This is a genomic window from Clostridioides sp. LIBA-7678, assembly GCF_056716065.1.
In genome coordinates this window covers 17,756-43,583 of sequence record NZ_CP196987.1, presented here as the reverse complement: position 1 = coordinate 43,583, position 25,828 = coordinate 17,756, and the positions used below count along the sequence as shown (strand labels likewise).

General features: G+C 38.1%; 11 protein-coding genes, 44 tRNA genes, 5 rRNA genes, 1 other RNA gene and 1 other annotated feature. Of the genes, 1 reads left to right on the top strand and 60 read right to left on the bottom strand.

Going from position 1 to position 25,828, the window contains the following annotated elements; genetic code table 11:
* Positions 1 to 80: 80 nt before the first annotated feature.
* The 48 genes from ACTG46_RS00395 to ACTG46_RS00160 form a co-directional block, all read right to left on the bottom strand.
* Entirely contained in the window at positions 81 to 3,512 is a 3,432-nt protein-coding gene (locus ACTG46_RS00395; RefSeq protein ID WP_054268640.1) for a pyruvate carboxylase, read from the bottom strand.
* 302 nt (positions 3,513 to 3,814) lie between these two features.
* Positions 3,815 to 4,228 carry a hypothetical protein gene (locus ACTG46_RS00390; RefSeq protein ID WP_054275548.1) on the bottom strand — a complete coding sequence of 138 codons (414 nt, stop codon included), beginning with the start codon at positions 4,226 to 4,228 and terminating at the stop codon, positions 3,815 to 3,817.
* A 75-nt stretch (positions 4,229 to 4,303) separates the two neighbouring features.
* Positions 4,304 to 4,379, bottom strand: a tRNA-Val gene (locus tag ACTG46_RS00385).
* Between the two features lie 12 nt (positions 4,380 to 4,391).
* A tRNA-Arg gene (locus tag ACTG46_RS00380) sits at positions 4,392 to 4,468 on the bottom strand.
* A gap of 8 nt (positions 4,469 to 4,476) precedes the next feature.
* Positions 4,477 to 4,550, bottom strand: a tRNA-Cys gene (locus ACTG46_RS00375).
* 7 nt (positions 4,551 to 4,557) lie between these two features.
* Positions 4,558 to 4,633: transfer RNA gene (locus tag ACTG46_RS00370), tRNA-Lys, on the bottom strand.
* A gap of 8 nt (positions 4,634 to 4,641) precedes the next feature.
* Positions 4,642 to 4,718 (bottom strand) — tRNA-His (locus ACTG46_RS00365).
* Between the two features lie 20 nt (positions 4,719 to 4,738).
* Positions 4,739 to 4,815: transfer RNA gene (locus ACTG46_RS00360), tRNA-Ile, on the bottom strand.
* Between the two features lie 11 nt (positions 4,816 to 4,826).
* Positions 4,827 to 4,903: transfer RNA gene (locus ACTG46_RS00355), tRNA-Met, on the bottom strand.
* Positions 4,904 to 4,909: 6 nt separating this feature from the next.
* Positions 4,910 to 4,985 (bottom strand) — tRNA-Phe (locus ACTG46_RS00350).
* 3 nt (positions 4,986 to 4,988) lie between these two features.
* Positions 4,989 to 5,077 (bottom strand) — tRNA-Ser (locus tag ACTG46_RS00345).
* A 2-nt stretch (positions 5,078 to 5,079) separates the two neighbouring features.
* Positions 5,080 to 5,155, bottom strand: a tRNA-Lys gene (locus ACTG46_RS00340).
* A gap of 8 nt (positions 5,156 to 5,163) precedes the next feature.
* Positions 5,164 to 5,239: transfer RNA gene (locus tag ACTG46_RS00335), tRNA-Gln, on the bottom strand.
* A 9-nt stretch (positions 5,240 to 5,248) separates the two neighbouring features.
* A tRNA-Arg gene (locus tag ACTG46_RS00330) sits at positions 5,249 to 5,325 on the bottom strand.
* A 24-nt stretch (positions 5,326 to 5,349) separates the two neighbouring features.
* A tRNA-Gly gene (locus tag ACTG46_RS00325) sits at positions 5,350 to 5,424 on the bottom strand.
* A gap of 23 nt (positions 5,425 to 5,447) precedes the next feature.
* Positions 5,448 to 5,531: transfer RNA gene (locus tag ACTG46_RS00320), tRNA-Leu, on the bottom strand.
* Between the two features lie 9 nt (positions 5,532 to 5,540).
* A tRNA-Tyr gene (locus tag ACTG46_RS00315) sits at positions 5,541 to 5,625 on the bottom strand.
* Between the two features lie 14 nt (positions 5,626 to 5,639).
* Positions 5,640 to 5,714 (bottom strand) — tRNA-Thr (locus tag ACTG46_RS00310).
* Positions 5,715 to 5,726: 12 nt separating this feature from the next.
* Positions 5,727 to 5,803: transfer RNA gene (locus ACTG46_RS00305), tRNA-Asp, on the bottom strand.
* Between the two features lie 5 nt (positions 5,804 to 5,808).
* Positions 5,809 to 5,884, bottom strand: a tRNA-Val gene (locus ACTG46_RS00300).
* 5 nt (positions 5,885 to 5,889) lie between these two features.
* Positions 5,890 to 5,963 (bottom strand) — tRNA-Gly (locus tag ACTG46_RS00295).
* Between the two features lie 9 nt (positions 5,964 to 5,972).
* A tRNA-Glu gene (locus tag ACTG46_RS00290) sits at positions 5,973 to 6,047 on the bottom strand.
* A 14-nt stretch (positions 6,048 to 6,061) separates the two neighbouring features.
* Positions 6,062 to 6,137, bottom strand: a tRNA-Met gene (locus ACTG46_RS00285).
* A 15-nt stretch (positions 6,138 to 6,152) separates the two neighbouring features.
* Positions 6,153 to 6,238, bottom strand: a tRNA-Leu gene (locus ACTG46_RS00280).
* A 5-nt stretch (positions 6,239 to 6,243) separates the two neighbouring features.
* Positions 6,244 to 6,318, bottom strand: a tRNA-Asn gene (locus tag ACTG46_RS00275).
* A gap of 6 nt (positions 6,319 to 6,324) precedes the next feature.
* Positions 6,325 to 6,398, bottom strand: a tRNA-Cys gene (locus tag ACTG46_RS00270).
* A 6-nt stretch (positions 6,399 to 6,404) separates the two neighbouring features.
* Positions 6,405 to 6,480 (bottom strand) — tRNA-Lys (locus tag ACTG46_RS00265).
* Between the two features lie 8 nt (positions 6,481 to 6,488).
* Positions 6,489 to 6,565, bottom strand: a tRNA-His gene (locus ACTG46_RS00260).
* 6 nt (positions 6,566 to 6,571) lie between these two features.
* Positions 6,572 to 6,648, bottom strand: a tRNA-Pro gene (locus tag ACTG46_RS00255).
* A gap of 22 nt (positions 6,649 to 6,670) precedes the next feature.
* Positions 6,671 to 6,747: transfer RNA gene (locus ACTG46_RS00250), tRNA-Ile, on the bottom strand.
* Positions 6,748 to 6,761: 14 nt separating this feature from the next.
* A tRNA-Met gene (locus ACTG46_RS00245) sits at positions 6,762 to 6,835 on the bottom strand.
* A gap of 6 nt (positions 6,836 to 6,841) precedes the next feature.
* A tRNA-Phe gene (locus tag ACTG46_RS00240) sits at positions 6,842 to 6,917 on the bottom strand.
* Positions 6,918 to 6,920: 3 nt separating this feature from the next.
* Positions 6,921 to 7,009 (bottom strand) — tRNA-Ser (locus ACTG46_RS00235).
* 89 nt (positions 7,010 to 7,098) lie between these two features.
* Positions 7,099 to 7,174: transfer RNA gene (locus ACTG46_RS00230), tRNA-Gln, on the bottom strand.
* A 7-nt stretch (positions 7,175 to 7,181) separates the two neighbouring features.
* Positions 7,182 to 7,258 (bottom strand) — tRNA-Arg (locus ACTG46_RS00225).
* A 30-nt stretch (positions 7,259 to 7,288) separates the two neighbouring features.
* Positions 7,289 to 7,372 (bottom strand) — tRNA-Leu (locus ACTG46_RS00220).
* Between the two features lie 8 nt (positions 7,373 to 7,380).
* A tRNA-Tyr gene (locus tag ACTG46_RS00215) sits at positions 7,381 to 7,465 on the bottom strand.
* 14 nt (positions 7,466 to 7,479) lie between these two features.
* Positions 7,480 to 7,554: transfer RNA gene (locus ACTG46_RS00210), tRNA-Thr, on the bottom strand.
* Between the two features lie 12 nt (positions 7,555 to 7,566).
* A tRNA-Asp gene (locus ACTG46_RS00205) sits at positions 7,567 to 7,643 on the bottom strand.
* Positions 7,644 to 7,648: 5 nt separating this feature from the next.
* Positions 7,649 to 7,724 (bottom strand) — tRNA-Val (locus ACTG46_RS00200).
* Positions 7,725 to 7,729: 5 nt separating this feature from the next.
* Positions 7,730 to 7,803, bottom strand: a tRNA-Gly gene (locus tag ACTG46_RS00195).
* Positions 7,804 to 7,812: 9 nt separating this feature from the next.
* Positions 7,813 to 7,887 (bottom strand) — tRNA-Glu (locus ACTG46_RS00190).
* Positions 7,888 to 7,901: 14 nt separating this feature from the next.
* Positions 7,902 to 7,977 (bottom strand) — tRNA-Met (locus ACTG46_RS00185).
* 15 nt (positions 7,978 to 7,992) lie between these two features.
* A tRNA-Leu gene (locus ACTG46_RS00180) sits at positions 7,993 to 8,078 on the bottom strand.
* Positions 8,079 to 8,082: 4 nt separating this feature from the next.
* A tRNA-Asn gene (locus tag ACTG46_RS00175) sits at positions 8,083 to 8,157 on the bottom strand.
* Between the two features lie 6 nt (positions 8,158 to 8,163).
* Positions 8,164 to 8,280 (bottom strand): 5S ribosomal RNA (gene rrf, locus ACTG46_RS00170).
* Positions 8,281 to 8,462: 182 nt separating this feature from the next.
* Positions 8,463 to 11,359, bottom strand: a 23S ribosomal RNA gene (locus tag ACTG46_RS00165).
* A gap of 282 nt (positions 11,360 to 11,641) precedes the next feature.
* A 16S ribosomal RNA gene (locus ACTG46_RS00160) occupies positions 11,642 to 13,144 on the bottom strand.
* Together the 16S, 23S and 5S rRNA genes with 43 tRNA genes alongside form the textbook arrangement of a ribosomal RNA operon.
* Positions 13,145 to 13,652: 508 nt before the next feature.
* Here ACTG46_RS00160 and ugtA point away from each other — a divergent pair.
* A complete protein-coding gene (gene ugtA / locus ACTG46_RS00155) occupies positions 13,653 to 14,858 on the top strand; it encodes a glycolipid MHDRG biosynthesis glycosyltransferase UgtA (RefSeq protein WP_054268638.1) in 1,206 nt (401 codons plus the stop codon).
* A 68-nt stretch (positions 14,859 to 14,926) separates the two neighbouring features.
* On the opposite strand, the gene ACTG46_RS00150 is transcribed toward ugtA, so the two are convergent.
* The 12 genes from ACTG46_RS00150 to ACTG46_RS00095 form a co-directional block, all read right to left on the bottom strand.
* Complete coding sequence (locus ACTG46_RS00150) at positions 14,927 to 15,148, bottom strand: hypothetical protein (RefSeq protein WP_054268637.1); 222 nt, start codon at positions 15,146 to 15,148, stop codon at positions 14,927 to 14,929.
* 141 nt (positions 15,149 to 15,289) lie between these two features.
* Positions 15,290 to 15,889 carry a recombination mediator RecR gene (gene recR, locus ACTG46_RS00145; RefSeq protein ID WP_054268636.1) on the bottom strand — a complete coding sequence of 200 codons (600 nt, stop codon included), beginning with the start codon at positions 15,887 to 15,889 and terminating at the stop codon, positions 15,290 to 15,292.
* A gap of 12 nt (positions 15,890 to 15,901) precedes the next feature.
* Positions 15,902 to 16,252, bottom strand: a complete 351-nt coding sequence (locus ACTG46_RS00140; protein ID WP_021382454.1) for a YbaB/EbfC family nucleoid-associated protein — start codon at positions 16,250 to 16,252, stop codon at positions 15,902 to 15,904.
* A gap of 58 nt (positions 16,253 to 16,310) precedes the next feature.
* Complete coding sequence (gene dnaX / locus ACTG46_RS00135) at positions 16,311 to 17,948, bottom strand: DNA polymerase III subunit gamma/tau (RefSeq protein ID WP_479923421.1); 1,638 nt, start codon at positions 17,946 to 17,948, stop codon at positions 16,311 to 16,313.
* Between the two features lie 76 nt (positions 17,949 to 18,024).
* Positions 18,025 to 18,289: signal recognition particle sRNA large type (gene ffs, locus ACTG46_RS00130), an RNA gene on the bottom strand.
* A gap of 37 nt (positions 18,290 to 18,326) precedes the next feature.
* Positions 18,327 to 18,418 (bottom strand) — tRNA-Ser (locus ACTG46_RS00125).
* The gene (locus tag ACTG46_RS00120) at positions 18,419 to 18,874 is read right to left on the bottom strand and encodes a nucleoside deaminase (protein WP_054268634.1); all 456 of its coding nucleotides are present in this window, start codon (positions 18,872 to 18,874) and stop codon (positions 18,419 to 18,421) included. It lies immediately after the preceding tRNA gene.
* A gap of 315 nt (positions 18,875 to 19,189) precedes the next feature.
* On the bottom strand, positions 19,190 to 20,461 hold the full coding sequence (gene serS / locus ACTG46_RS00115) for a serine--tRNA ligase (protein WP_054268633.1): 1,272 nt from the start codon (positions 20,459 to 20,461) through the stop codon (positions 19,190 to 19,192).
* A gap of 124 nt (positions 20,462 to 20,585) precedes the next feature.
* Positions 20,586 to 20,792: a binding site (T-box leader), on the bottom strand.
* A gap of 126 nt (positions 20,793 to 20,918) precedes the next feature.
* Positions 20,919 to 21,800, bottom strand: coding sequence for a mechanosensitive ion channel family protein (locus ACTG46_RS00110; protein ID WP_054268632.1), 882 nt, complete (start codon positions 21,798 to 21,800; stop codon positions 20,919 to 20,921).
* A gap of 11 nt (positions 21,801 to 21,811) precedes the next feature.
* Positions 21,812 to 22,321 carry a transcription repressor NadR gene (locus ACTG46_RS00105; protein ID WP_021396376.1) on the bottom strand — a complete coding sequence of 170 codons (510 nt, stop codon included), beginning with the start codon at positions 22,319 to 22,321 and terminating at the stop codon, positions 21,812 to 21,814.
* Between the two features lie 126 nt (positions 22,322 to 22,447).
* Positions 22,448 to 22,564 (bottom strand): 5S ribosomal RNA (gene rrf, locus ACTG46_RS00100).
* A 114-nt stretch (positions 22,565 to 22,678) separates the two neighbouring features.
* Positions 22,679 to 25,575, bottom strand: a 23S ribosomal RNA gene (locus ACTG46_RS00095).
* Between the last annotated feature and the right edge of the window lie 253 nt (positions 25,576 to 25,828).

Here is a 25,828-nt window from a genome sequence, read left to right as displayed (position 1 = left end):
TTTAATTTAAATAAATAAAAACACTCTAAAACATTTTTTATTAAATGTTCTAGAGTGTTTTTTTAATTATCTTAATTCAATTACTTCATTATCATTAATAATTGTTTATCTTCAACCATATCATCTTCTTTTACTTTGATTGACTTAATTACTCCATCAGTCTTAGCAACTATTATAGTCTCCATTTTCATAGCTTCTATAACTATTAGTGGTTGATTAGCTTTTACTTCATCCTCTTCTTTAACCATTATTTTTATAACTTTTCCTGGTATACTTGCTCCAATTTGAAGAGGGTCATTCATATCCGCTTTCTCAACATTATGAATTTTACCAGAGAAGTTTCTATCTTTTATTTCTACTTCTCTAACCATTCCATTCAATTCAAATCCTATAGTTCTAAATCCATTTTCCTTAACTTCACCGATTTCAACTAATCTTATTGTTAATACTTTACCTTCTTCTATCTCTACTTCACATTCTTCATTTTTATTTAAACCATAGAAGAATACATCACTTTCAAGTTTAGATATATCATTATAGTGTTGTAAATGCTTGATATAATCCTCATAAACTTTTGGATATAAAGCGTAACTTATAACATTTCTTATATTAGCATTTATATCATATTTCTCATCTAGATATTTAGCTATTTCATCAAAATCTTCTGCTGGTAATAATGAACCAGGTCTTACTGTAATAGCTTCTTCGCCTTTTAAAACTACTTCTTGTAAATCTTTTGGTATTCCACCTTCTGGTTGACCAATCATACCTTTACAGTAGTCCACAACAGAATCTGGGAATGATAAGTTTTTACCTTCTTCAATTATATTGTCTTTATCTAATTTATTTTTAGTCATAAAGATAGCTAAGTCTCCTACAACCTTTGAAGATGGAGTAACTTTTATTATATCTCCTACTACTTCATTAGCTTCTTTATATTTTTCTTTAACTTCGTCAAATCTATTAACTAATCCTAAACTATCAGCTTGAGGTTTTAAGTTTGTATATTGACCACCTGGTATTTCAAAATTATATATTTCTGCGCAAGAGTTAGTTAAATCACTTTCAAATTTGCTATAAACTTTTCTTAAATCCTTATAATATTTACCTAACTCATCATATCCAAATAAATCTATACCCGTATCTCTTTCTGTATTTTTAAGAGCTTCTACTATCGCATTAAGTGACGGTTGACTTGTAAGCCCTGCCATAGATTCTAATGCAGCATCAATTATATCTACACCAGCTTCTGATGCCATCAAACAAGTTGCTACACCATTTCCACTTGTATCATGAGTGTGTAAATGTATTGGTGCTTTTATATTTTTCTTTAGCTCTTTAACTAGAGTGTAAGCTGAATATGGTTTAAGAAGTCCTGACATATCTTTTATTGCTATTATATCTGCTCCTAAACTTTCTAATTCTTGTGCCATCTTAATATAATATTCTAGATTATACTTAGTTTTAGTCTTATCTAGTATATCACCTGTATAACACATAGTTGCTTCAACAATTTTTCCAGTTTCTAAAGCTGTATTTATAGATGGTTTCATATTTTCAACCCAGTTTAATGAGTCAAATATTCTAAATACATCTATACCTTGTCTAGCAGATTCTTTTGTAAATTCTTCTATTACATTATCTGGGTAGTTTTTATATCCAACTCCATTTGATGCTCTAAGCAACATTTGGAACATTATACTTGGTATTTCCTCTCTTAGCTTTTGCAATCTACGCCAAGGTGATTCTTTTAAAAATCTATATGCAACATCATAAGTAGCTCCACCCCACATTTCAAGTGAGAATAAATCTTTTTGATATTTTTCTGTTGGCTGAGCAGCTTTTAATAAATCATATGTTCTTATTCTTGTTGCTAATAATGATTGATGTGCATCTCTCATTGTTGTATCTGTTAGCAACAATTTCTTATCATTTTTTATCTTTTCTATATATGCAGATTTGCCTAACTTATCAAAAAGTATTTTGCTTCCTTCTGCCTTTGAACCATCTTTATCCATTCTTGGGTCATGTAATGCATCAAATAGTGGTTTTTCTTTACAAGCATTATCATTTACAATTACATCCCCTATAAATTGAAGTAATTTTGTACCTCTATCTTTACTTTCTGTTATTTCAAATAAATCTGGATTTTCATCTATAAACTTAGTACTACATTTACCATTTGAGAATATAGGATTATTTAAAACATTAACTAAGAATCCTACATTAGTTTTAACTCCTCTAACTCTAAGCTCTTTTACTGATCTTATAGTTTTATTTATAGCTCCTTGGAATGTTCTATCCCAAGAAATTGTTTTAACTAACAAACTATCATAGTGAGGACTTATATTTGCACCTGTAAATCCATTTCCACCATCTAGTCTTATACCAAATCCTGAACCAGTTCTATAAACTTGAATTTTTCCTGTATCAGGCATAAATTTATTCTTAGGGTCTTCTGTAGTTATTCTACATTGGATAGAATACCCTCTTATTTCTACATCATCTTGTGATTTTATATTTATTTCTTCACTATCTAAACTATAACCTTGAGCTATTAGTATTTGACTTTGAACTATATCTATTCCTGTAACCATCTCTGTTACAGTATGTTCAACTTGTACTCTTGTGTTCATTTCTATAAAATAATGTCCACCATTAGCATCTACTAAGAACTCTAATGTACCAGCATTAGAATAGCCAACATGTTTTGATAATTTAACTGCATCTTCACATATTTCTTGTCTTACTTTATCATCTAGTGAAAAAGCTGGGGCATATTCTATTATTTTTTGGTGTCTTCTTTGAACAGAACAGTCTCTTTCGTATAAATGAACTATATTTCCATAGTTATCTCCTAATATTTGAACTTCTATATGTTTTGGATCAGCTATATATTTTTCTATAAATATGATATCTTCTCCAAAAGCTTTTCTTGATTCACTACAAGCAGTCTCATATTCAATCTCTAAGTCTTCTTCACGGTGTACAATTCTCATACCTCTACCACCACCACCGTTAGATGCTTTTATCATAACAGGATAACCTATTTTATTTGCAACTTCTTTTGCTTCTTCAGTACTTTTTATTGCTTTTTCTACACCTGGTATAGTTTGAACATTAACTTCTTTTGCGATTTTCTTAGAATTTATCTTATCTCCCATCATATTCATTACTTTAGATGATGGTCCTATAAAAGTAATTCCATTCTCTTCACATTTACGAGCAAACTCTGCATTCTCTGCTAGAAAACCATATCCTGGATGTATCGCATCAACTTTTTTTCTCTTCGCCAAGTCAATTATTCCATCCATGTCTAGATATGCATCTATTGGACCTTTGCCTTCCCCTATCAGATATGATTCATCTGCTTTTGTTCTAAATAATCCATATTTATCTTCTTTACTATATATACCAACACTTTTTATCCCCAATTCTGAACAGGCTCTAAATATTCTTATAGCTATTTCGCCTCTATTAGCTACTAGTATTTTATTAAACTTTTTAAGCATACTCTATTCTTCTCCTTTATTGTTTGTGTAATATTAAAGATTATAGACTAAAATACTTTATTTTTGAAGATGTTTAAGCAAGTTCCTTAATTAATAAGATAAATTTATAAATATAAGTAATTTTTAGACTGTGTAAACTCAATTTACCTCACTAAAATTAAGGCATTTTTTATGGAATTTCAGGCAAATTTATGTGAAAATTTCTACAATTGACTTGATTTTATACTGTTTTTTCTTACGTTTACATAATTATTTTCATCTTTACGTAAGATTTTATATATTTTTTTAATATCGTTCATACCCTAATCTATTTGTCTAGATACCCTCTTCACTACATCTGAAAGTTTTAAATGACCTAAATCTGCATAAGCTATAGCCAATATTATTTTTACGACTCCATCTACCTCATCTAATTTATATGCTCTAGCATTTATTATTGTGTATTTTGGCATAAATTCTTCTAAATCTAGTGCAAGTTCATCAGATAAAGTCATATATTCATCAAATTTTTCTTCATCAGATAAGTTAACAGAATCATATTGTTCACTTATTATAGTATCTAAGTAACTCAAATCTATACTTAACTGATACGCAATTACATCTTCTCTCTTTGTACTTTTACTTAAATCTTTTTCAACTTTAAATTTGCTATTTTTATCTATAGTTACTTTTAGTTCTTCGCTATCAACTATTTCATTTCCTATTATTATATACAAGTTCCTTACCTCCAAAATATAAAAACTTTTTTAATCAAAAATAAAACCTCTAGTAAAATTACTAGAGGTTTGCACTGGTGGGATTAACAGGGCTCGAACCTGTGACCCCCTGCTTGTAAGGCAGGTGCTCTCCCAGCTGAGCTATAATCCCTCGATGTTTATATGGTGCGCCCAAAGGGACTCGAACCCCTAACCTTCTGATTCGTAGTCAGACACTCTATCCAGTTGAGCTATGAGCGCATTTTTATTGGAGGCGACACCCAGATTCGAACTGGGGATCAAGGAGTTGCAGTCCACTGCCTTACCACTTGGCTATGTCGCCGCCTTTTTGGTGATCTATCCGCGACTCGAACGCGGGACACCCTGATTAAAAGTCAGGTGCTCTACCGACTGAGCTAATAGACCGTATTAGTTGGGGTGGATAATGAGAGTCGAACTCACGACCTCCAGAGCCACAATCTGGCGCTCTAACCAACTGAGCTATACCCACCATGTATTCATAATTTAATGTGGTGGGCCATCAGGGACTCGAACCCCAGACCTACCGGTTATGAGCCGGGCGCTCTAACCAACTGAGCTAATGGCCCACATTAAATTTTGGTAGCGGTAATAGGAGTCGAACCTATGACCTTTCGGGTATGAACCGAACGCTCTAGCCAACTAAGCTATACCGCCATATTTTGGTGCCCAGAGGCGGAATCGAACCACCGACACGGGGATTTTCAGTCCCCTGCTCTACCGACTGAGCTATCTGGGCATTTGGCGGAGAGGGTGGGATTCGAACCCACGGCCCCTTTCGAAGTCACTGGTTTTCAAGACCAGCTCCTTAAACCACTCGGACACCTCTCCATTGGTGATCTATCCGCGACTCGAACGCGGGACACCCTGATTAAAAGTCAGGTGCTCTACCGACTGAGCTAATAGACCATGTTATTTGGCTGGGGATGCAGGACTCGAACCTACGCATACATGAGTCAAAGTCATGTGCCTTACCGACTTGGCTAATCCCCAATATATATGTGGTGAGCGCACAGGGATTCGAACCCCGGACACACGCCTTAGAAGGGCGTTGCTCTATCCAGCTGAGCTATGCACCCACATTACAATATAAACATAAAATTTGGAGCGGGAAACGAGATTCGAACTCGCGACTTCAACCTTGGCAAGGTTGCGCTCTACCACTGAACTATTCCCGCTCGTTTATTAAATTGAATAAAAATGGTGCGGATGAAGGGAGTCGAACCCCCACGCCAATGGCGCTAGATCCTAAGTCTAGTGCGTCTGCCAATTCCGCCACATCCGCGCATTTTTTTGGTGGAGGATGGTGGATTCGAACCACCGAAGTCGATGACAACAGATTTACAGTCTGCCCCCTTTGGCCGCTCGGGAAATCCTCCGTATTAATTTTACATGGAGCTGGTGATAGGAATCGAACCTACAACCTGCTGATTACAAGTCAGCTGCTCTACCGTTGAGCCACACCAGCATTTTTTTGTTTTGGCGACCTGGAAGGGGTTCGAACCCTCGACCTCCAGCGTGACAGGCTGGCATTCTAACCAACTGAACTACCAGGCCGCAAATGGTGGGACCAACAGGGCTCGAACCTGTGACCCCCTGCTTGTAAGGCAGGTGCTCTCCCAGCTGAGCTATGGTCCCATTTTTGGAGCGGGTGAAGGGGATCGAACCCTCACAGCTGGCTTGGAAGGCCAGAACTCTACCATTGAGCTACACCCGCATATTTAATTGGTGACTCGTAGGGGAATTGAACCCCTGTTACCGCCGTGAAAGGGCGGTGTCTTAACCTCTTGACCAACGAGCCGTTTTGATTTTTAATGGTTGCGGAGGCAGGACTCGAACCTACGACCTTCGGGTTATGAGCCCGACGAGCTGCCAACTGCTCCACTCCGCGATATTGTTTTATAAGTGCCGAAGACCGGAATCGAACCGGTACGAGAGGTAAGTCCCGCAGGATTTTAAGTCCTGTGCGTCTGCCAGTTCCGCCACTTCGGCTTTTTTGGCTCCAAGGGTGGGGCTCGAACCCACAGCCTACCGGTTAACAGCCGGTTGCTCCACCGTTGAGCTACCTTGGAATATATTGGAGGCGACACCCAGATTCGAACTGGGGATCAAGGAGTTGCAGTCCACTGCCTTACCACTTGGCTATGTCGCCGCCTTTTGGTGATCTATCCGCGACTCGAACGCGGGACACCCTGATTAAAAGTCAGGTGCTCTACCGACTGAGCTAATAGACCATATTAGTTGGGGTGGATAATGAGAGTCGAACTCACGACCTCCAGAGCCACAATCTGGCGCTCTAACCAACTGAGCTATACCCACCTTAATTGGTCGAGGTGAAGGGACTCGAACCCCCGGCCCCATGGTCCCAAACCATGTGCGCTACCAAACTGCGCTACACCTCGAAGCTATTTGCTTAATTTAATGTGGTGGGCCATCAGGGACTCGAACCCCAGACCTACCGGTTATGAGCCGGGCGCTCTAACCAACTGAGCTAATGGCCCACATTAAATTTTAGTAGCGGTAATAGGAGTCGAACCTATGACCTTTCGGGTATGAACCGAACGCTCTAGCCAACTAAGCTATACCGCCATACTTTGGTGCCCAGAGGCGGAATCGAACCACCGACACGGGGATTTTCAGTCCCCTGCTCTACCGACTGAGCTATCTGGGCATTTGGCGGAGAGGGTGGGATTCGAACCCACGGCCCCTTTCGAAGTCACTGGTTTTCAAGACCAGCTCCTTAAACCACTCGGACACCTCTCCACATTAAGATACTTAAACTTACTTTAAAATCATACCTAACTATATTCAAAATAGAAATAATTTAAATATAGTTTAGCAAATATATTATTTGGCTGGGGATGCAGGACTCGAACCTACGCATACATGAGTCAAAGTCATGTGCCTTACCGACTTGGCTAATCCCCAATATATGTGGTGAGCGCACAGGGATTCGAACCCCGGACACACGCCTTAGAAGGGCGTTGCTCTATCCAGCTGAGCTATGCACCCACAATTATATATGTACAAATCAAATAAAAATGGTGCGGATGAAGGGAGTCGAACCCCCACGCCAATGGCGCTAGATCCTAAGTCTAGTGCGTCTGCCAATTCCGCCACATCCGCGCATTTTTTGGTGGAGGATGGTGGATTCGAACCACCGAAGTCGATGACAACAGATTTACAGTCTGCCCCCTTTGGCCGCTCGGGAAATCCTCCGTATTAATTTTACATGGAGCTGGTGATAGGAATCGAACCTACAACCTGCTGATTACAAGTCAGCTGCTCTACCGTTGAGCCACACCAGCACTTTTTTGTTTTGGCGACCTGGAAGGGGTTCGAACCCTCGACCTCCAGCGTGACAGGCTGGCATTCTAACCAACTGAACTACCAGGCCGCAAATGGTGGGACCAACAGGGCTCGAACCTGTGACCCCCTGCTTGTAAGGCAGGTGCTCTCCCAGCTGAGCTATGGTCCCATTTTTGGAGCGGGTGAAGGGGATCGAACCCTCACAGCTGGCTTGGAAGGCCAGAACTCTACCATTGAGCTACACCCGCATATTTAATTGGTGACTCGTAGGGGAATTGAACCCCTGTTACCGCCGTGAAAGGGCGGTGTCTTAACCTCTTGACCAACGAGCCGTTTTGATTTTTAATGGTTGCGGAGGCAGGACTCGAACCTACGACCTTCGGGTTATGAGCCCGACGAGCTGCCAACTGCTCCACTCCGCGATATTGTTTTATAAGTGCCGAAGACCGGAATCGAACCGGTACGAGAGGTAAGTCCCGCAGGATTTTAAGTCCTGTGCGTCTGCCAGTTCCGCCACTTCGGCTTTTTGGCTCCAAGGGTGGGGCTCGAACCCACAGCCTACCGGTTAACAGCCGGTTGCTCCACCGTTGAGCTACCTTGGAATATCCACGTGGCTATGTCCTACTCTCCCAGGCAGTTTCCCACCAAGTACCATCAGCGCTAAAGAGCTTAACTTCTGTGTTCGGAATGGGAACAGGTGTATCCTCTTTGCTATTATAACCACATATTGCCTATTTATAAGACAAGTATTATATTAACATCTTTATTTTTAAATGTCAATAGTTTTAAAGTACTAAATAGTAATTGTTTAATATGATATATACCATATTAATTGAAGTTAGTACTTTATCTAGAGTTAACACTCTAAAAACTACACATATATTTTATTGAATGAACATCAAATAATTTGGTCAAGTCCTCGACCTATTAGTATCGATAAGCTAAATACATTGCTGCACTTACACCTTCGACCTATCAACCAGATAGTCTTTCTGGGGTCTTACCCTTGCGGTGGGAAATCTTATCTTGAAGTTGGCTTCGCGCTTAGATGCTTTCAGCGCTTATCCATTCCGTACATAGCTACCCAGCCATGCCCTTGGCAGAACAACTGGTACACCAGAGGTACGTCCATCCCGGTCCTCTCGTACTAAGGACAGGTCTTCTCAAATTTCCTACGCCTGCGACGGATAGGGACCGAACTGTCTCACGACGTTCTGAACCCAGCTCGCGTACCACTTTAATGGGCGAACAGCCCAACCCTTGGGACCTACTACAGCCCCAGGATGTGATGAGCCGACATCGAGGTGCCAAACCTCCCCGTCGATGTGGACTCTTGGGGGAGATAAGCCTGTTATCCCCAGGGTAGCTTTTATCCGTTGAGCGATGGCCCTTCCACGCAGAACCACCGGATCACTAAGTCCGATTTTCATCCTTGCTCGACCTGTATGTCTTGCAATCAAGCTCTCTTTTGCCTTTACACTCTACGTACGATTTCCGACCGTACTGAGAGAACCTTTGAGCGCCTCCGTTACCTTTTGGGAGGCGACCGCCCCAGTCAAACTGCCCACCTGACAGTGTCCCAAGACCAGATTCATGGCCTATGGTTAGAGTCCCAGTACTACAAGGGTGGTATCCCAAGGATGGCTCCGCCAAAACTGGCGTCCTGGTTTCAAAGCCTCCCACCTATCCTGTACATGTAGTACCAAGACCCAATGTCAAGCTACAGTAAAGCTCCATGGGGTCTTTCCGTCCTGTCGCAGGTATCCGGCATCTTCACCGGAATTACAATTTCACCGAGTCTGTTGTTGAGACAGTGCCCAAATCGTTACGCCTTTCGTGCGGGTCGGAACTTACCCGACAAGGAATTTCGCTACCTTAGGACCGTTATAGTTACGGCCGCCGTTTACTGGGGCTTAAGTTCACTGCTTCGATTGCTCTAACAGATCCCCTTAACCTTCCAGCACCGGGCAGGCGTCAGCTCCTATACATCGTCTTGCGACTTAGCAGAAACCTATGTTTTTGGTAAACAGTCGCTTGGGCCTATTCTCTGCGGCCACCGGATGGTGGCACCCCTTATCCCTAAGTTACGGGGTCATTTTGCCGAGTTCCTTAACAACAGTTCTCTCGCGGGCCTTAGGATACTCTCCTCACCCACCTGTGTCGGTTTGCGGTACGGGTACCTTTAACCTCGATAGAGACTTTTCTTGACAGTGTGAAATCAGCTACTTCGCTACTAAATTTCGCTCCCCATCACATCCCAGCATTATCAAAGCGGATTTACCTACTCTGACTGCCTCAATGCTTGGGCACACATAACCAACAGTGTGCTTAGCTTATCCTACTGTGTCATCCCATCTCTCAAACGGTTATCGGTAGTACAGGAATATCAACCTGTTGTCCATCACCTACGCCTTTCGGCCTCAGCTTAGGTCCCGACTAACCCAGGGCGGACGAACCTTCCCCTGGAAACCTTGGGTTTACGGCCTGTGGGATTCTCACCCACATCTCGCTACTCATGCCAACATTCTCACTCCCATACTGTCCACATGTCCTTACGGTCATGCTTCAACCCGTATGGGAAGCTCCCCTACCCATCATAATGATGCCGTAGCTTCGGTAGTAAGTTTTAGCCCCGGAAATCTTCGGCGCAGGATCACTCGACCAGTGAGCTATTACGCACTCTTTGAATGAGTGGCTGCTTCTAAGCCAACATCCTGGTTGTCTGTGCAATCCCACATCCTTTACCACTTAACTTACATTTAGGGACCTTAGCTGACGATCTGGGCTGTTGCCCTTTCGACTATGAATCTTATCACCCACAGTCTGACTCCCAAGTATAAGATGACGGCATTCGGAGTTTGATAGTCTTCGGTAGGTGCAATACCCCCTAGGACATTCAGTGCTCTACCTCCGTATCTCTCACCTTGAGGCTAGCCCTAAAGCTATTTCGGGGAGAACCAGCTATCTCCGGGCTCGATTGGAATTTCACCGCTACCCACAAGTCATCCCCGAGCTTTTCAACGCTCGTGGGTTCGGACCTCCACGAAATTTTACTTTCGCTTCATCCTGCTCATGGGTAGGTCGCCCGGTTTCGGGTCTACGTCAAGTAACTGAACGCTCAGTTAAAACTCGCTTTCGCTACGGCTCCACACCTTAAGTGCTTAACCTTGCTACTTAACGTAACTCGTTGGCCCGTTCTACAAAAAGTACGCGGTCACACAAGAAATGTGCTTCCACAGCTTGTAAGTGCAGGGTTTCAGGTTCTATTTCACTCCCCTCCCGGGGTTCTTTTCACCTTTCCCTCACGGTACTATACGCTATCGGTCACTAGGTAGTATTTAGCCTTGGAGGGTGGTCCCTCCTGCTTCCCACAGGGTTTCACGTGTCCCGTGGTACTCTGGATCATATCTAAAGTCTTCTCGTTTAACATACAGGACTATTACCTTCTGTGGTGGGTCTTTCCAAACCTCTTCAATTACGATACCTCTTCGTTATGATATGTCCGCAACCCCAATAAAGAAAACTTTAATGGTTTGGGCTCTTCCGCGTTCGCTCGCCGCTACTTACGGAATCGAATTTCTTTCTCTTCCTTCAGGTACTTAGATGTTTCAGTTCCCTGAGTTCCCCTCATTAAGCTATGTATTCACTTAATGATACTTAGACATTACTCTAAGTGAGTTTCCTCATTCGGAAATCTTCGGATCAAAGTTTACGTGCAACTCCCCGAAGCTTATCGCAGCTTATCACGTCCTTCATCGGCTCCTAGTGCCAAGGCATCCGCCCTGCACCCTTAATAACTTGACCAGTTAAAAAGGTTTGATAGATTAAAGTCTATCAACTTGATAATTTTTAAAAGTTATCAGCTTTATATATTACAAATTAGATGTCATATCACTAAATATATATGCAGTTTTCAAAGTGCTAACGCACGTCGCCAACGGATAAATCCCGTTGCTTAAAGTGCTAATGCACAGTGCCAACAAACAAACTTAACATTCGTTCAGTTTATTATGTTGCTTAAAGTGCTAATTTTGAGTATTCGTAAAAACGAACCCTCAAAATTAAACAGTAGGTAATTCTCCTTAGAAAGGAGGTGATCCAGCCGCACCTTCCGATACGGCTACCTTGTTACGACTTCACCCCAGTTATTGATTCCACCTTCGACGACTTCTTCCAAAAGGTTAGATAATCGGCTTCGGGCGTCTCCAACTCCCGTGGTGTGACGGGCGGTGTGTACAAGACCCGGGAACGCATTCACCGCAGCATTCTGATCTGCGATTACTAGTAACTCCAGCTTCATGTAGGCGAGTTTCAGCCTACAATCCGAACTGAGAGTAGCTTTAAGGGATTAGCTCCACCTTACGGCTTGGCAACCCTCTGTACTACCCATTGTAGCACGTGTGTAGCCCTAAGCATAAGGGGCATGATGATTTGACGTCATCCCCACCTTCCTCCAGGTTATCCCTGGCAGTCTCTCTAGAGTGCCCAACTTAATGATGGCAACTAAAGACAAGGGTTGCGCTCGTTGCGGGACTTAACCCAACATCTCACGACACGAGCTGACGACAACCATGCACCACCTGTCACCAATGTCCCCGAAGGGAACTCTCCGATTAAGGAGATGTCATTGGGATGTCAAGCTTAGGTAAGGTTCTTCGCGTTGCTTCGAATTAAACCACATGCTCCGCTACTTGTGCGGGTCCCCGTCAATTCCTTTGAGTTTCACTCTTGCGAGCGTACTTCCCAGGCGGAGTACTTAATGCGTTAGCTGCGGCACCGAGGGGGGTAACCCCCGACACCTAGTACTCATCGTTTACAGCGTGGACTACCAGGGTATCTAATCCTGTTTGCTCCCCACGCTTTCGTGCCTCAGCGTCAGTTACAGTCCAGAGAGCCGCCTTCGCAACTGGTGTTCCTCCTAATATCTACGCATTTCACCGCTACACTAGGAATTCCACTCTCCTCTCCTGCACTCAAGTCTCCCAGTTTCAAGAGCTTACTACGGTTGAGCCGTAGCCTTTCACTCCTGACTTGAAAGACCGCCTACGCACCCTTTACGCCCAGTAAATCCGGATAACGCTAGCCCCCTACGTATTACCGCGGCTGCTGGCACGTAGTTAGCCGGGGCTTCCTCCTCAAGTACCGTCATTATCTTCCTTGAGGACAGAGTTTTACGACCCGAAGGCCTTCATCACTCACGCGGCGTTGCTGCATCAGGCTTTCGCCCATTGTGCAATATTCCCCACTGCTGCCTCCCGTAGGAGTTTGGACCGTGTCTCAGTTCCAATGTGGCCGATCACCCTCTCAGGTCGGCTACTGATCGTCGCCTTGGTAAGCCGCTACCTTACCAACTAGCTAATCAGACGCGGGTCCATCCTGTACTGGCTCACCTTTGATATTTAAGAGATGCCTCTCAAATATATTATCCCGTATTAGCATACCTTTCGGTATGTTATCCGTGTGTACAGGGTAGGTTACCCACGCGTTACTCACCCGTCCGCCGCTCTTTACCGAAGTAAATCGCTCAACTTGCATGTGTTAGGCACGCCGCCAGCGTTCATCCTGAGCCAGGATCAAACTCTCAAATAAAAGTTTATCAGGCTCAGATACTATTGTTATCAAAATATCTGGCTTTATGGTTTGTTTCTTAATATAAATTAACCTACTGTTTAATTTTCAATGTTCGTGTTTATTTCTTTTTCCTTTTTTCAAGGACAAGTAATACTATATCACCTTTATTTATCCAAGTCAATATAATTTTTCATTTTTTTTAATTTTTTATTTCTCAGATATTTTTTATATTCAAATTTTTAAATTTAATACTGTTTAGAAGTGTTTATTTCATAAAACTAATATATATTCTATGCTCAATCTTCCTTTTTATTCTATAATTAAATTTTTTATTTGTAATAGATATTTATAATAGCATATATTTTCTAAGATTAATTTACATTTCTTTCACTTGTAATTTTTGTAATCTTGTATTAGATTAATATTAAAAAATAATTTATTAATAATTTGATTTACAATGACAATTTATATATATCAAAATATAATATCATACAAATACTATGCTACATTTTAGGAGGATTTTATTATGAGCAAAAAAGTATTAATCATGTCTGCTTCCACTGGTGGTGGACATAATAGAGCTGCTCTAGCTATTAAAGAAGAGCTTACTTCCAAAACAATTGATGGAGAACCAATTGAATGTGAAATAATAGATAGTTTAAAATTAGTTAATAACACAATGGATAAGATAATTTCAAGAGGATATGAAAAATCTGCTATATATACACCTAAAGCATATGGCAGTGTATATAGATTATCTGAAACGAATCTTTTATCAAAAAATGAATTTAAAGACAATTTAATAATAACATTTATGGCAAAAAAATTTAAAAAACTTATTAGAAATACAAAACCAGATTTAATTATTGGAACACATCCTTTTCCAATGATTGCTCTTAGTACATTGAAAAAAAACTTTAACTTACATAATAATGAATCAAATACTTATACAGAGTATTTTTATAAACATCACACAAACACGATTAATGTTCCTCCACTTATTTCTGTATTAACTGATTATACTACACATTCTACATGGATACAAAATGAAATTGATTATTATATAGTTGGTCATGAATATGTAAAAGAATTATTGGTATTTGATGGAGTTGAATCTAGCAAAATTAGAACCTTTGGAATTCCTGTAGAGAAATCATTTCTTTCCCATAGGGATAAAGAAGTTGTTCTTTCTGAGTTAAATTTATCGCCTGATAAATTGACAGTTTTACTTATGGGTGGTAGCTTTGGAGCTGGAAATATAAAAGAAACACTAGATGAGTTATTAGACACTGATAGAGACTTTCAGATACTTGTGATAACTGGTAGGAATGAAAACTTGAAAGAAAAAATAGAAAAAAAACTTATGTCTCGTTCTCATAATAAAAATGTATGTGTTCTTGGATATACTAATAAAATGAATGATATCTTAGCTTCTATAGATGTATTAGTAAGTAAACCTGGAGGACTTACTACAACTGAAGCACTTTTAAAAGATGTACCTATGATAGTTCCATATTACATACCTGGACAAGAAGAAGAAAATCTAGACTTTTTATCCAATTGTGGTGCTGCACTTAGAACTACAAAGAAATATAATTTATCAATATTATTAAAGGTTCTAATAGATGACCCAAGTAGATTAGAGATGTTAAAAGGAAATATTAAATCAATAAGAAAATCAAATTCAGCACAAAATATAGCTAATTTGATTTTAAGTATAATTTCTAATTGATAAAATAAATAAAATCCCTATAGTATATATTATCTATTAGGGATTTTTTATTTTCTAATTATTTAATATTAAATTGGTTCATAAAAGTCTTCTTCATAATCATACTGATAGTTTTTATAATTATTTCTGAATTCAGTGTTTTTGTTACGTGCAGTTTTCTTAGTTTTTTTCTTATTAGAAAAACTTATATCATCAAAATCATCATGTTTAGGTTTATCTTTCGATTTCATTTTTTTAACTCTTTTTTCTTTCATTGCATTATGTTCTTCTAAGTTCATAATTGGTTTCATGTTGCACCCCTATCAAAATTTTTAAATGATTTATACAACAAATTATACAATACAGAAGAAATTTATTCAATAAATCTAAATCAAAATTAATTTGAATTTAACACCAAAAAATTACAAAAATCGAGGTATTAACCTCGATTTTTATATTTCTCTTCTACCTTCTAATGCTTTTGATATTGTAACTTCATCTGCATACTCTAAATCTCCTCCAACAGGAAGACCATGAGCTATCCTAGTAACTTTAATTCCCATTGGCTTTACTAATCTAGCAATATACATAGCTGTAGCTTCTCCTTCAATTGTAGGATTTGTTGCCATTATTATCTCTTTGACATCTTGATTGCCAAGCCTTTGTATAAGCTCCTTTATTTTTAGCATATCTGGTCCAATTCCATCCATTGGAGAAATCACTCCATTTAATACATGATATTTACCTTTAAATTCTCTCGTTCTCTCCATAGCTGCTACATCTCTTGGATCTTCTACAACACATATGACACTTGAATCTCTACTTTTATTTGAACACATACTACATGGGTCTGTATCTGTTATGTTACAACAAATTGAGCAATATCTTATTTCTCTTTTTGCATCTATAATAGCCTTAGATAAAGCTTCCACATCATTAGTATTCATACTAATTATATGAAATGCTAATCTTTGAGCAGTCTTTCTTCCTACTCCAGGAAGCTTTGAAAATTCTTCTATAAGTCTCGTTATTGGACCTGTATAAACTTGCATAAATATCACCTACTAGAATAACCCTGGTATATTCATACCTCCAGTTACCTTATTCATTTGATTTGCTTGTATATCATCAATATTTCTCAATGCTTGATTTATCGCACTTAAAACTAAATCTTGTAACATTTCTATGTCATCTGGGTCAACTACTTCTGGCTTAATAGTTATATCCAAAACTTCTTTTTTACCATTAACCTTTACAGTAACTGCTCCTCCACCAACTGAGGCTTCTACTTCTTTATTTTCTAACTCTTGTTGAGCTTTTTGCATATTTTCTTGCATCTTTTGAGCCTGCTTTAATAAATTATTCATATTTCCACCACCAGGCATCATTCCGCCTCCAAAACCTTTTTTAGCCATAAATACTATTCCTCCTAAACTTATTTTCATTTTATTATTATATCATAATAATATTTTATTATTTACTTTCATTTTCATCAATACTATCTTTTATTTCTAATATCTCTTCATCTACTATGTTCTTTAATATCTCTTCACCAATATCCTTTTTCTCTTTAACTTCAAGATTTATATCTTTGACCTCTGATGTCAATACTATTTTCACACTAAAACTTCTATTTAAAACATCTCTTATTGTTTTTTCTAAATAAGTTATTGTATCTTGGGAGCTTAGTCTAGTTTTCGCGAAATCAAATTTATCATTAAATATAACATACAACATATTAGAATATACGTTAAAACTTTTTACCTCACTTAAAAGTGCATATATTGGCATTTTTTTATCTTTTTTAATTTGTTTAAGTATATTCTTCCAAGATGACTCTATAAGTATAACATCCTCATTTTTTACATCTTCATAAACTACACTTTCTTTATTTACATCTATTTCTCTATTGACATCATCTTCTTTTTCTTTGTTATTGCCCTGTTTTAAAACTTTAAAACTTCCCGATTCAATCATTTTTTCTAAGTTTTCAACTCTTTTAATAAGAGCTTCCTTACTTTCATCAAACATTGGTTGAGCAATTTTCATCATAGTTATTTCCACTAAAACTCTTGGATTTGAAGATGACTTTATATCATCTTGAGTTATTGATAATACATTTAAAATTCTTATCAAATCGTTTATATCTATGTTTTCAGATTGAAACTTAAGTTGTTCTATAGTTTCTTCTGGCAATGAAATTATTTCATCTAATTCTGATGACACCTTACATACCATTAAATTTCTAAAATGGTCAATCAAATCATTTATAAGGTTTCTTATATCTTTCCCCCATAAAACAAATTCATTTAATATCTCTAGAGATTTTTTAGTATCTTGTTCCACAATACATTGAGACAATTCAAATAACTGCTCTATATTGACGCTTCCCATCAATTCAACAACATCTTTATAATCTATTTTATTCTCTCCAAATGATATACATTGGTCTAATATACTAAGAGCATCTCTAAGCGCTCCTTGAGAATTCCTAGCTATTAAATTAAGAGCTTTATCATCTATATCAATTCCTTCATCTTCACAAATCCTTTTCATTCTAAGAGTCATGTCCTTAACTGTAACTCTTTTAAAATCATATCTTTGGCATCTCGATAAAATAGTTGCAGGTATCTTGTGAGGTTCAGTAGTAGCCAATATAAATATTACATATGATGGAGGCTCTTCTAATGTTTTTAATAGTGCATTAAAAGCTCCTTGAGACAACATATGAACCTCATCTATTATATATACTTTATATTTAGCATTAGCTGGAGAATATTTCACACTTTCTCTAAGTTCTCTTATATCATCCACACTGTTATTTGATGCTGCATCTATTTCTACAACATCCATTGTATTGTCCTTTAATATAGATTCACATATCTCACACTCATTACAAGGTTCTTCATTTATTTTATTTAAACAGTTAACTGCCCTTGAAAAAATCTTTGCAGTAGATGTCTTACCAGTACCTCTTGTCCCACAAAACAAATAAGCATGTCCTATATTATCATTGTATATTTGATTTTTTAAAGTCTTAATAATATGATCTTGACCAATAACATCCTCAAACTTTTGTGGTCTATATGCTCTATATAATGCTTTATGCATCTTTTTACCTCTCTTTAGTAAAATTAATAAAAAAATCCCTCATTATCTAAGGGATTAGTCTTTTATATATTAAATGCTGTACACCATCTATCGACTTAATTCCATAGGCGTTACCAAAACAGTTAGCTCAACTTAGGCACCCCCGCGGCACACAAAAGTGATCACTTACCGCTGCTTCCTTCCGGATCTGACGGGGTTCATGAGCTTTCATTGCGCAGGACCTAAGCATCAACACCACTTATTTAGGGCGGCCCTACAGAAAATAAGCCTTTAGATGGAATTCAATCCTGCTATAGCGGATTGCAGGTTACAGGGCACCGCTACCTCCCCATCTAGTACAGCAAAATTACAACCATATTTAATTACTTTTATTGTTTCTGGCGGAGAGAGTGGGATTTGAACCCACGATACAGTTTTACCCATATACTCGCTTTCCAGGCGAGCGCCTTCGACCACTCGACCATCTCTCCTTAATCTCTTTTTCTTAATGCCTTAAAAAATTCTTGCAATATGATCGAGCATTCTTCTTGCAAAACATCAAAAGCCACTTTTACATTATTATTATTAAAATAATCTAATTTAAACTCATGTTGTTTTTCTATATATGAATTTTTTATATGTCTTGTCCCTATTATAAGCTTTTTTATTCTAGAATTAACTATTGCACCACTACACATTATGCAAGGTTCCATTGTAACATACAAATCACAATCAGTCAACCTCCAACCACCTATTTTTTCTGATGCTTGCTTTATTGCTAAAATCTCTGCATGAGCTGTAGAATCTTTTAATGTTTCTGTAAGGTTATGAGCTCTAGCTATTATCTGATTATCTTTAACTATGATAGCTCCTATTGGTGTTTCTCTTTTATTATATGCTTTATATGCTTCTTTTAATGCTTCTTTCATATAAAATGAACTTTCCATAATTCCTCCCAAAACTTATAACAAACTTATCTTATCATAATTCATTTTATAATTCAACTTAATTTTATTTTGTTTATTTAATTATTAATAGATATCTCTATATTTTATTTAAATTAGTTCCAAAATAATCTTTATCCATTTATATAAGTGTTGATTTATAAAGATGTTTAGCATTTTATGATAGATATTTGATTATATAAATTCACATAAAAAAGCTATGAAATTTAATAATTTCATAGCTTTTTTAATTTATTGTTCATTCATAGTATGTCTTTTACATCAAAATATATTTCTACATATAATATCAATAGAGTATTATCTTATAACATCAACACCCATGTAAGGTCTTAATTCTTCAGGAACTACTACAGAACCATCTGCTTGCTGATAATTTTCTAGTATAGCTGCTAGACATCTTCCTATAGCTAATCCAGAACCATTTAAAGTGTGAACATATTCTGCTTTTGATTTTTTATCCCTTTTAAATCTTATTCCTGCTCTTCTTGCTTGGAAATCTTCAAAGTTTGAACAAGAAGATATCTCTACATATCTATTGTAACTTGGCATCCAAACTTCTAAATCATATTTAAATGCAGCTGTAAATCCTAAATCCCCTGTACATATTTTTACAACTCTATATGGAAGACCTAACATTTGTAGCATAGTTTCAGCATCATGAGTTAATGATTCTAATTCATTATAAGAATCTTCTGGTTTAACAAACTTAACTAACTCAACTTTATTAAATTGATGTTGTCTAACTAAACCTCTTGTATCTCTTCCTGCTGAACCTGCCTCAGATCTAAAACAAGGAGTATATGCACAATATTTAATTGGAAGTTCTGCAACATCTAATATCTCATTAGCATGTATATTAGTAACAGGTACTTCAGCTGTTGGTATTAAGAAATACTCTAATCCTTCTATCTTGAACATATCTTCTTCAAATTTAGGAAGTTGACCAGTACCTATAAAACTATTTCTATTAGCCATAAATGGAGGTAAAACTTCTGTATATCCATGTTTAGCTGTATGAGTATTTAAAAAGAAATTCATTAAAGATCTTTCTAATCTAGCACCTAAACCTCTATATAAAGTAAATCTTGAACCAGTTATTTTTCCAGCTCTTTCAAAATCTAATATACCTAGACCAGTACCAATATCCCAATGTGCTTTGTGTTCGAAATCAAATTTAGTAGGTTCTCCCCAAGTTCTTATTTGAACATTATCTTCATCTGTTTCGCCTTGTGGAACCTCTGGATGAGGAACATTTGGTATTCTCATCAATGTGTATTCCATTTTTGCTTCTACTTCTTTTACTTTCTCATCAATACCTTTTATCTTATCTGATAACTCTTTTAATCTTGCTTTTTCTTCTGTTACATCTTTGCCTTCTTTTATTAATTGTGGTATGTTTTTAGAATTTACATTTAATTCATTTTTCATAACCTCAACTTCTTGAAGTATCTCTCTTCTTTTATTATCTAATTCAACCACAGCATCAAGGTCAAATTCTCTTTCGCCTCTTCTTTCCATAGCTTTCTTGATATCATCTAAATTTTCTCTTATTCTTTTAATATCTAACATATTAATTCCTCCTAATAATTTTGATAATATAAATTATAATTCCAATTAATTTACAAGTATTCTAGCTGTAAACTTTTAATTTAAACAAATTTGAAAAATAAAAAAAGACCTCCGTTTACCCTATAAAAGGGACGAAAATCTTTTATCCGCGTTGCCACCCTAATTGATTATACTAAAACGTATAATCCTCTCAGACCTATAACGTAGGTAAACCGTCTAGCTTTAACTAGAAGCTCTAGAGTAGATTCAAAAACCATTGTAATGAGTTCTCACCATCCACTCATTCTCTGAATACAATCTGTTTTTTACTATTTTCCTTCACCGCTTTTTAACTAATTGTTTTATTTGATAATCATTATATTATATATATTAACATCTTTCAATACTATTATTCAAATTTTTTTAGAATTTTCTTTAATTTTTTATATTAAATTCACTTTTTTACTTAATTGAAATTCTATCTTTTATCCATTGTATTTAAATTGCTCATATTATTAAATAATAATGAGGAAGGAACAAATGGAACTTTTATATTATTTTCGTCAAATTTATTTTTGACTTTTTCCATTACATCAAAGTAAACATCCCAGTAATCATCAGTTTTAACCCATGGCCTAGCAACTATTTGCATAGTGTTGTTTCCTATAGAGTTTAAACCTATAATTGGTTTTGGGTCATCCAATATCCTTTTTTCATTTATAAAAATTTCATTCAATATGGACTTAACTACATCGATATCACTATCATATGAAATATTATATGAAAAATCTATCCTTCTTTTATTTTGATGTGTGTAATTAATTATATTGTTACTTGTCAATTGAAAGTTTGGTATAATTATGGTTTTATTATCTGGGGTTTTAAGAACAGTACTAAATATTTGTATATCAGAAACTGTACCTTCTACACCTGAGCCTTGAATATAATCGCCTATATTAAATGGCTTAAAAAATAAAATAATCATACCTGAACCTAAATTTGATAATATTTCTTTAAATGCTAAACCTATACTAAATCCAGCAGCTCCTAATACAGCTACAACTGATGTAGTTTGTATCCCTATAATACCCAAGCTTATCAATGATATAATAGATAACATAGATATGTATATTCCATATACAATGAAATTATTTACACCTTTGCTCATTCCATATTTGATTAAAAACCTTGAAACCATCTTTTTTACTATCCTAGATATATAGATACCTATTACAAATACGATTATTGCATATATAATATTTGGTATATTATCACTAAAGTTATTAAGCATATTTTCTAAAGTTCTTTTAGTTATATTACTATTTGTTGAAGCAGTCTTAGCTAATGATAAAAAATTCATTTAACTCCTCCTTATGATAATATTCCTCTGTCCTCTAATTCTTTTGTTATAACTTCTATAGTCTCTTCTTTTAGTGTCTCAATTGTATGAATATGACTACATTCAGTTAGAACTGATAACTGTTTAAATTCATTTGTCTCAACCTTCTTCATAAAATTATCTATATCCATTTTAGAGTAAATATTAAGCTCTGCAGTTATCTGACCATATGTTGGATGATTTACGATGACATCCTTAACAATTCCACCTAAATCTACAATAATCTTTAATTCATCATAAATTTCTTTAGAATTCCTGTGATTCTTACATTTTATTTGCTTTGTAAAATATGGTTGATTATATATTATATATCCTTGAGGTGTAGCTATTATTTCAAATCCTCTAGCTCTTATAAGGGCTATATCTTGTACTATTACTTGCCTACTTACATTTAATATCTCAGCTAGCATTCCACCTTTTACAGGGCACTTAGATTCTTTTAAAATATCTATTAATTTGCTTCTTCTTTCATCAGAATTCATATTACACCTTCTTTCTAAATCAAAAACTTTACCTATACTATATAATTCTATATTTTATCTTATTATAAATCAATATTGATTTTATATTCTATTTAATATTAAACTTTATTACAAATAAAAAAGATTACGTGGCTACGTCCTACTCTCCCAGGCAGTTTCCCACCAAGTACCATCAGCGCTAGAGAGCTTAACTTCTGTGTTCGGAATGGGAACAGGTGTATCCTCTCTGCTATTGTAACCACATAATCTTTATGCTTAATATTTCTATTAAGTTTTTAGAATCTAGTAATACTAGTTTCTTTAGAGTTAACACTCTAAAAACTACACATATATTTTATTGAATGGACATCAAATAATTTGGTCAAGTCCTCGACCTATTAGTATCGATAAGCTAAATACATTGCTGCACTTACACCTTCGACCTATCAACCAGATAGTCTCTCTGGGGTCTTACCCTTGCGGTGGGAAATCTTATCTTGAAGTTGGCTTCGCGCTTAGATGCTTTCAGCGCTTATCCATTCCGTACATAGCTACCCAGCCATGCCCTTGGCAGAACAACTGGTACACCAGAGGTACGTCCATCCCGGTCCTCTCGTACTAAGGACAGGTCTTCTCAAATTTCCTACGCCTGCGACGGATAGGGACCGAACTGTCTCACGACGTTCTGAACCCAGCTCGCGTACCACTTTAATGGGCGAACAGCCCAACCCTTGGGACCTACTACAGCCCCAGGATGTGATGAGCCGACATCGAGGTGCCAAACCTCCCCGTCGATGTGGACTCTTGGGGGAGATAAGCCTGTTATCCCCAGGGTAGCTTTTATCCGTTGAGCGATGGCCCTTCCACGCAGAACCACCGGATCACTAAGTCCGATTTTCATCCTTGCTCGACCTGTATGTCTTGCAATCAAGCTCTCTTTTGCCTTTACACTCTACGTACGATTTCCGACCGTACTGAGAGAACCTTTGAGCGCCTCCGTTACCTTTTGGGAGGCGACCGCCCCAGTCAAACTGCCCACCTGACAGTGTCCCAAGACCAGATTCATGGCCTATGGTTAGAGTCCCAGTACTACAAGGGTGGTATCCCAAGGATGGCTCCGCCAAAACTGGCGTCCTGGTTTCAAAGCCTCCCACCTATCCTGTACATGTAGTACCAAGACCCAATGTCAAGCTACAGTAAAGCTCCATGGGGTCTTTCCGTCCTGTCGCAGGTATCCGGCATCTTCACCGGAATTACAATTTCACCGAGTCTGTTGTTGAGACAGTGCCCAAATCGTTACGCCTTTCGTGCGGGTCGGAACTTACCCGACAAGGAATTTCGCTACCTTAGGACCGTTATAGTTACGGCCGCCGTTTACTGGGGCTTAAGTTCACTGCTTCGATTGCTCTAACAGATCCCCTTAACCTTCCAGCACCGGGCAGGCGTCAGCTCCTATACATCGTCTTGCGACTTAGCAGAAACCTATGTTTTTGGTAAACAGTCGCTTGGGCCTATTCTCTGCGGCCACCGGATGGTGGCACCCCTTATCCCTAAGTTACGGGGTCATTTTGCCGAGTTCCTTAACAACAGTTCTCTCGCGGACCTTAGGATACTCTCCTCACCCACCTGTGTCGGTTTGCGGTACGGGTACCTTTAACCTCGATAGAGACTTTTCTTGACAGTGTGAAATCAGCTACTTCGCTACTAAATTTCGCTCCCCATCACATCCCAGCATTATCAAAGCGGATTTACCTACTCTGACTGCCTCAATGCTTGGGCACACATAACCAACAGTGTGCTTAGCTTATCCTACTGTGTCATCCCATCTCTCAAACGGTTATCGGTAGTACAGGAATATCAACCTGTTGTCCATCACCTACGCCTTTCGGCCTCAGCTTAGGTCCCGACTAACCCAGGGCGGACGAACCTTCCCCTGGAAACCTTGGGTTTACGGCCTGTGGGATTCTCACCCACATCTCGCTACTCATGCCAACATTCTCACTCCCATACTGTCCACATGTCCTTACGGTCATGCTTCAACCCGTATGGGAAGCTCCCCTACCCATCATAATGATGCCGTAGCTTCGGTAGTAAGTTTTAGCCCCGGAAATCTTCGGCGCAGGATCACTCGACCAGTGAGCTATTACGCACTCTTTGAATGAGTGGCTGCTTCTAAGCCAACATCCTGGTTGTCTGTGCAATCCCACATCCTTTACCACTTAACTTACATTTAGGGACCTTAGCTGACGATCTGGGCTGTTGCCCTTTCGACTATGAATCTTATCACCCACAGTCTGACTCCCAAGTATAAGATGACGGCATTCGGAGTTTGATAGTCTTCGGTAGGTGCAATACCCCCTAGGACATTCAGTGCTCTACCTCCGTATCTCTCACCTTGAGGCTAGCCCTAAAGCTATTTCGGGGAGAACCAGCTATCTCCGGGCTCGATTGGAATTTCACCGCTACCCACAAGTCATCCCCGAGCTTTTCAACGCTCGTGGGTTCGGACCTCCACGAAATTTTACTTTCGCTTCATCCTGCTCATGGGTAGGTCGCCCGGTTTCGGGTCTACGTCAAGTAACTGAACGCTCAGTTAAAACTCGCTTTCGCTACGGCTCCACACCTTAAGTGCTTAACCTTGCTACTTAACGTAACTCGTTGGCCCGTTCTACAAAAAGTACGCGGTCACACAAGAAATGTGCTTCCACAGCTTGTAAGTGCAGGGTTTCAGGTTCTATTTCACTCCCCTCCCGGGGTTCTTTTCACCTTTCCCTCACGGTACTATACGCTATCGGTCACTAGGTAGTATTTAGCCTTGGAGGGTGGTCCCTCCTGCTTCCCACAGGGTTTCACGTGTCCCGTGGTACTCTGGATCATATCTAAAGTCTTCTCGTTTAACATACAGGACTATTACCTTCTGTGGTGGGTCTTTCCAAACCTCTTCAATTACGATACCTCTTCGTTATGATATGTCCGCAACCCCAATAAAGAAAACTTTAATGGTTTGGGCTCTTCCGCGTTCGCTCGCCGCTACTTACGGAATCGAATTTCTTTCTCTTCCTTCAGGTACTTAGATGTTTCAGTTCCCTGAGTTCCCCTCATTAAGCTATGTATTCACTTAATGATACTTAGACATTACTCTAAGTGAGTTTCCTCATTCGGAAATCTTCGGATCAAAGTTTACGTGCAACTCCCCGAAGCTTATCGCAGCTTATCACGTCCTTCATCGGCTCCTAGTGCCAAGGCATCCGCCCTGCACCCTTAATAACTTGACCAGTTAAAAAGGTTTGATAGATTAAAGTCTATCAACTTGATAATTTTTAAAAGTTATCAGCTTTATATATTACAAATTAGATGTCATATCACTAAATATATATGCAGTTTTCAAAGTGCTAACGCACAACGCCAACGGATAAATCCCGTTGCTTAAAGTGCTAACGCACGTCGCCAACAAACAAACTTCACATTCGTTCAGTTTATTCTGTTGCTTAAAGTGCAATGTAAGAGTCTACTAGATAAATCAAAGAT

What these genes read in the sequence shown, in the direction of transcription:
- ACTG46_RS00395 (WP_054268640.1), bottom strand. Translation starts at nt 3,512, where the DNA reads ATGCTTAAAAAGTTTAATAAAATACTAGTAGCTAATAGAGGCGAAATA.
- ugtA (WP_054268638.1), top strand. Translation starts at nt 13,653, where the DNA reads ATGAGCAAAAAAGTATTAATCATGTCTGCTTCCACTGGTGGTGGACAT.
- ACTG46_RS00150 (WP_054268637.1), bottom strand. Translation starts at nt 15,148, where the DNA reads ATGAAACCAATTATGAACTTAGAAGAACATAATGCAATGAAAGAAAAA.
- recR (WP_054268636.1), bottom strand. Translation starts at nt 15,889, where the DNA reads ATGCAAGTTTATACAGGTCCAATAACGAGACTTATAGAAGAATTTTCA.
- ACTG46_RS00140 (WP_021382454.1), bottom strand. Translation starts at nt 16,252, where the DNA reads ATGGCTAAAAAAGGTTTTGGAGGCGGAATGATGCCTGGTGGTGGAAAT.
- dnaX (WP_479923421.1), bottom strand. Translation starts at nt 17,948, where the DNA reads ATGCATAAAGCATTATATAGAGCATATAGACCACAAAAGTTTGAGGAT.
- ACTG46_RS00120 (WP_054268634.1), bottom strand. Translation starts at nt 18,874, where the DNA reads ATGGAAAGTTCATTTTATATGAAAGAAGCATTAAAAGAAGCATATAAA.
- serS (WP_054268633.1), bottom strand. Translation starts at nt 20,461, where the DNA reads ATGTTAGATATTAAAAGAATAAGAGAAAATTTAGATGATATCAAGAAA.
- ACTG46_RS00110 (WP_054268632.1), bottom strand. Translation starts at nt 21,800, where the DNA reads ATGAATTTTTTATCATTAGCTAAGACTGCTTCAACAAATAGTAATATA.
- ACTG46_RS00105 (WP_021396376.1), bottom strand. Translation starts at nt 22,321, where the DNA reads ATGAATTCTGATGAAAGAAGAAGCAAATTAATAGATATTTTAAAAGAA.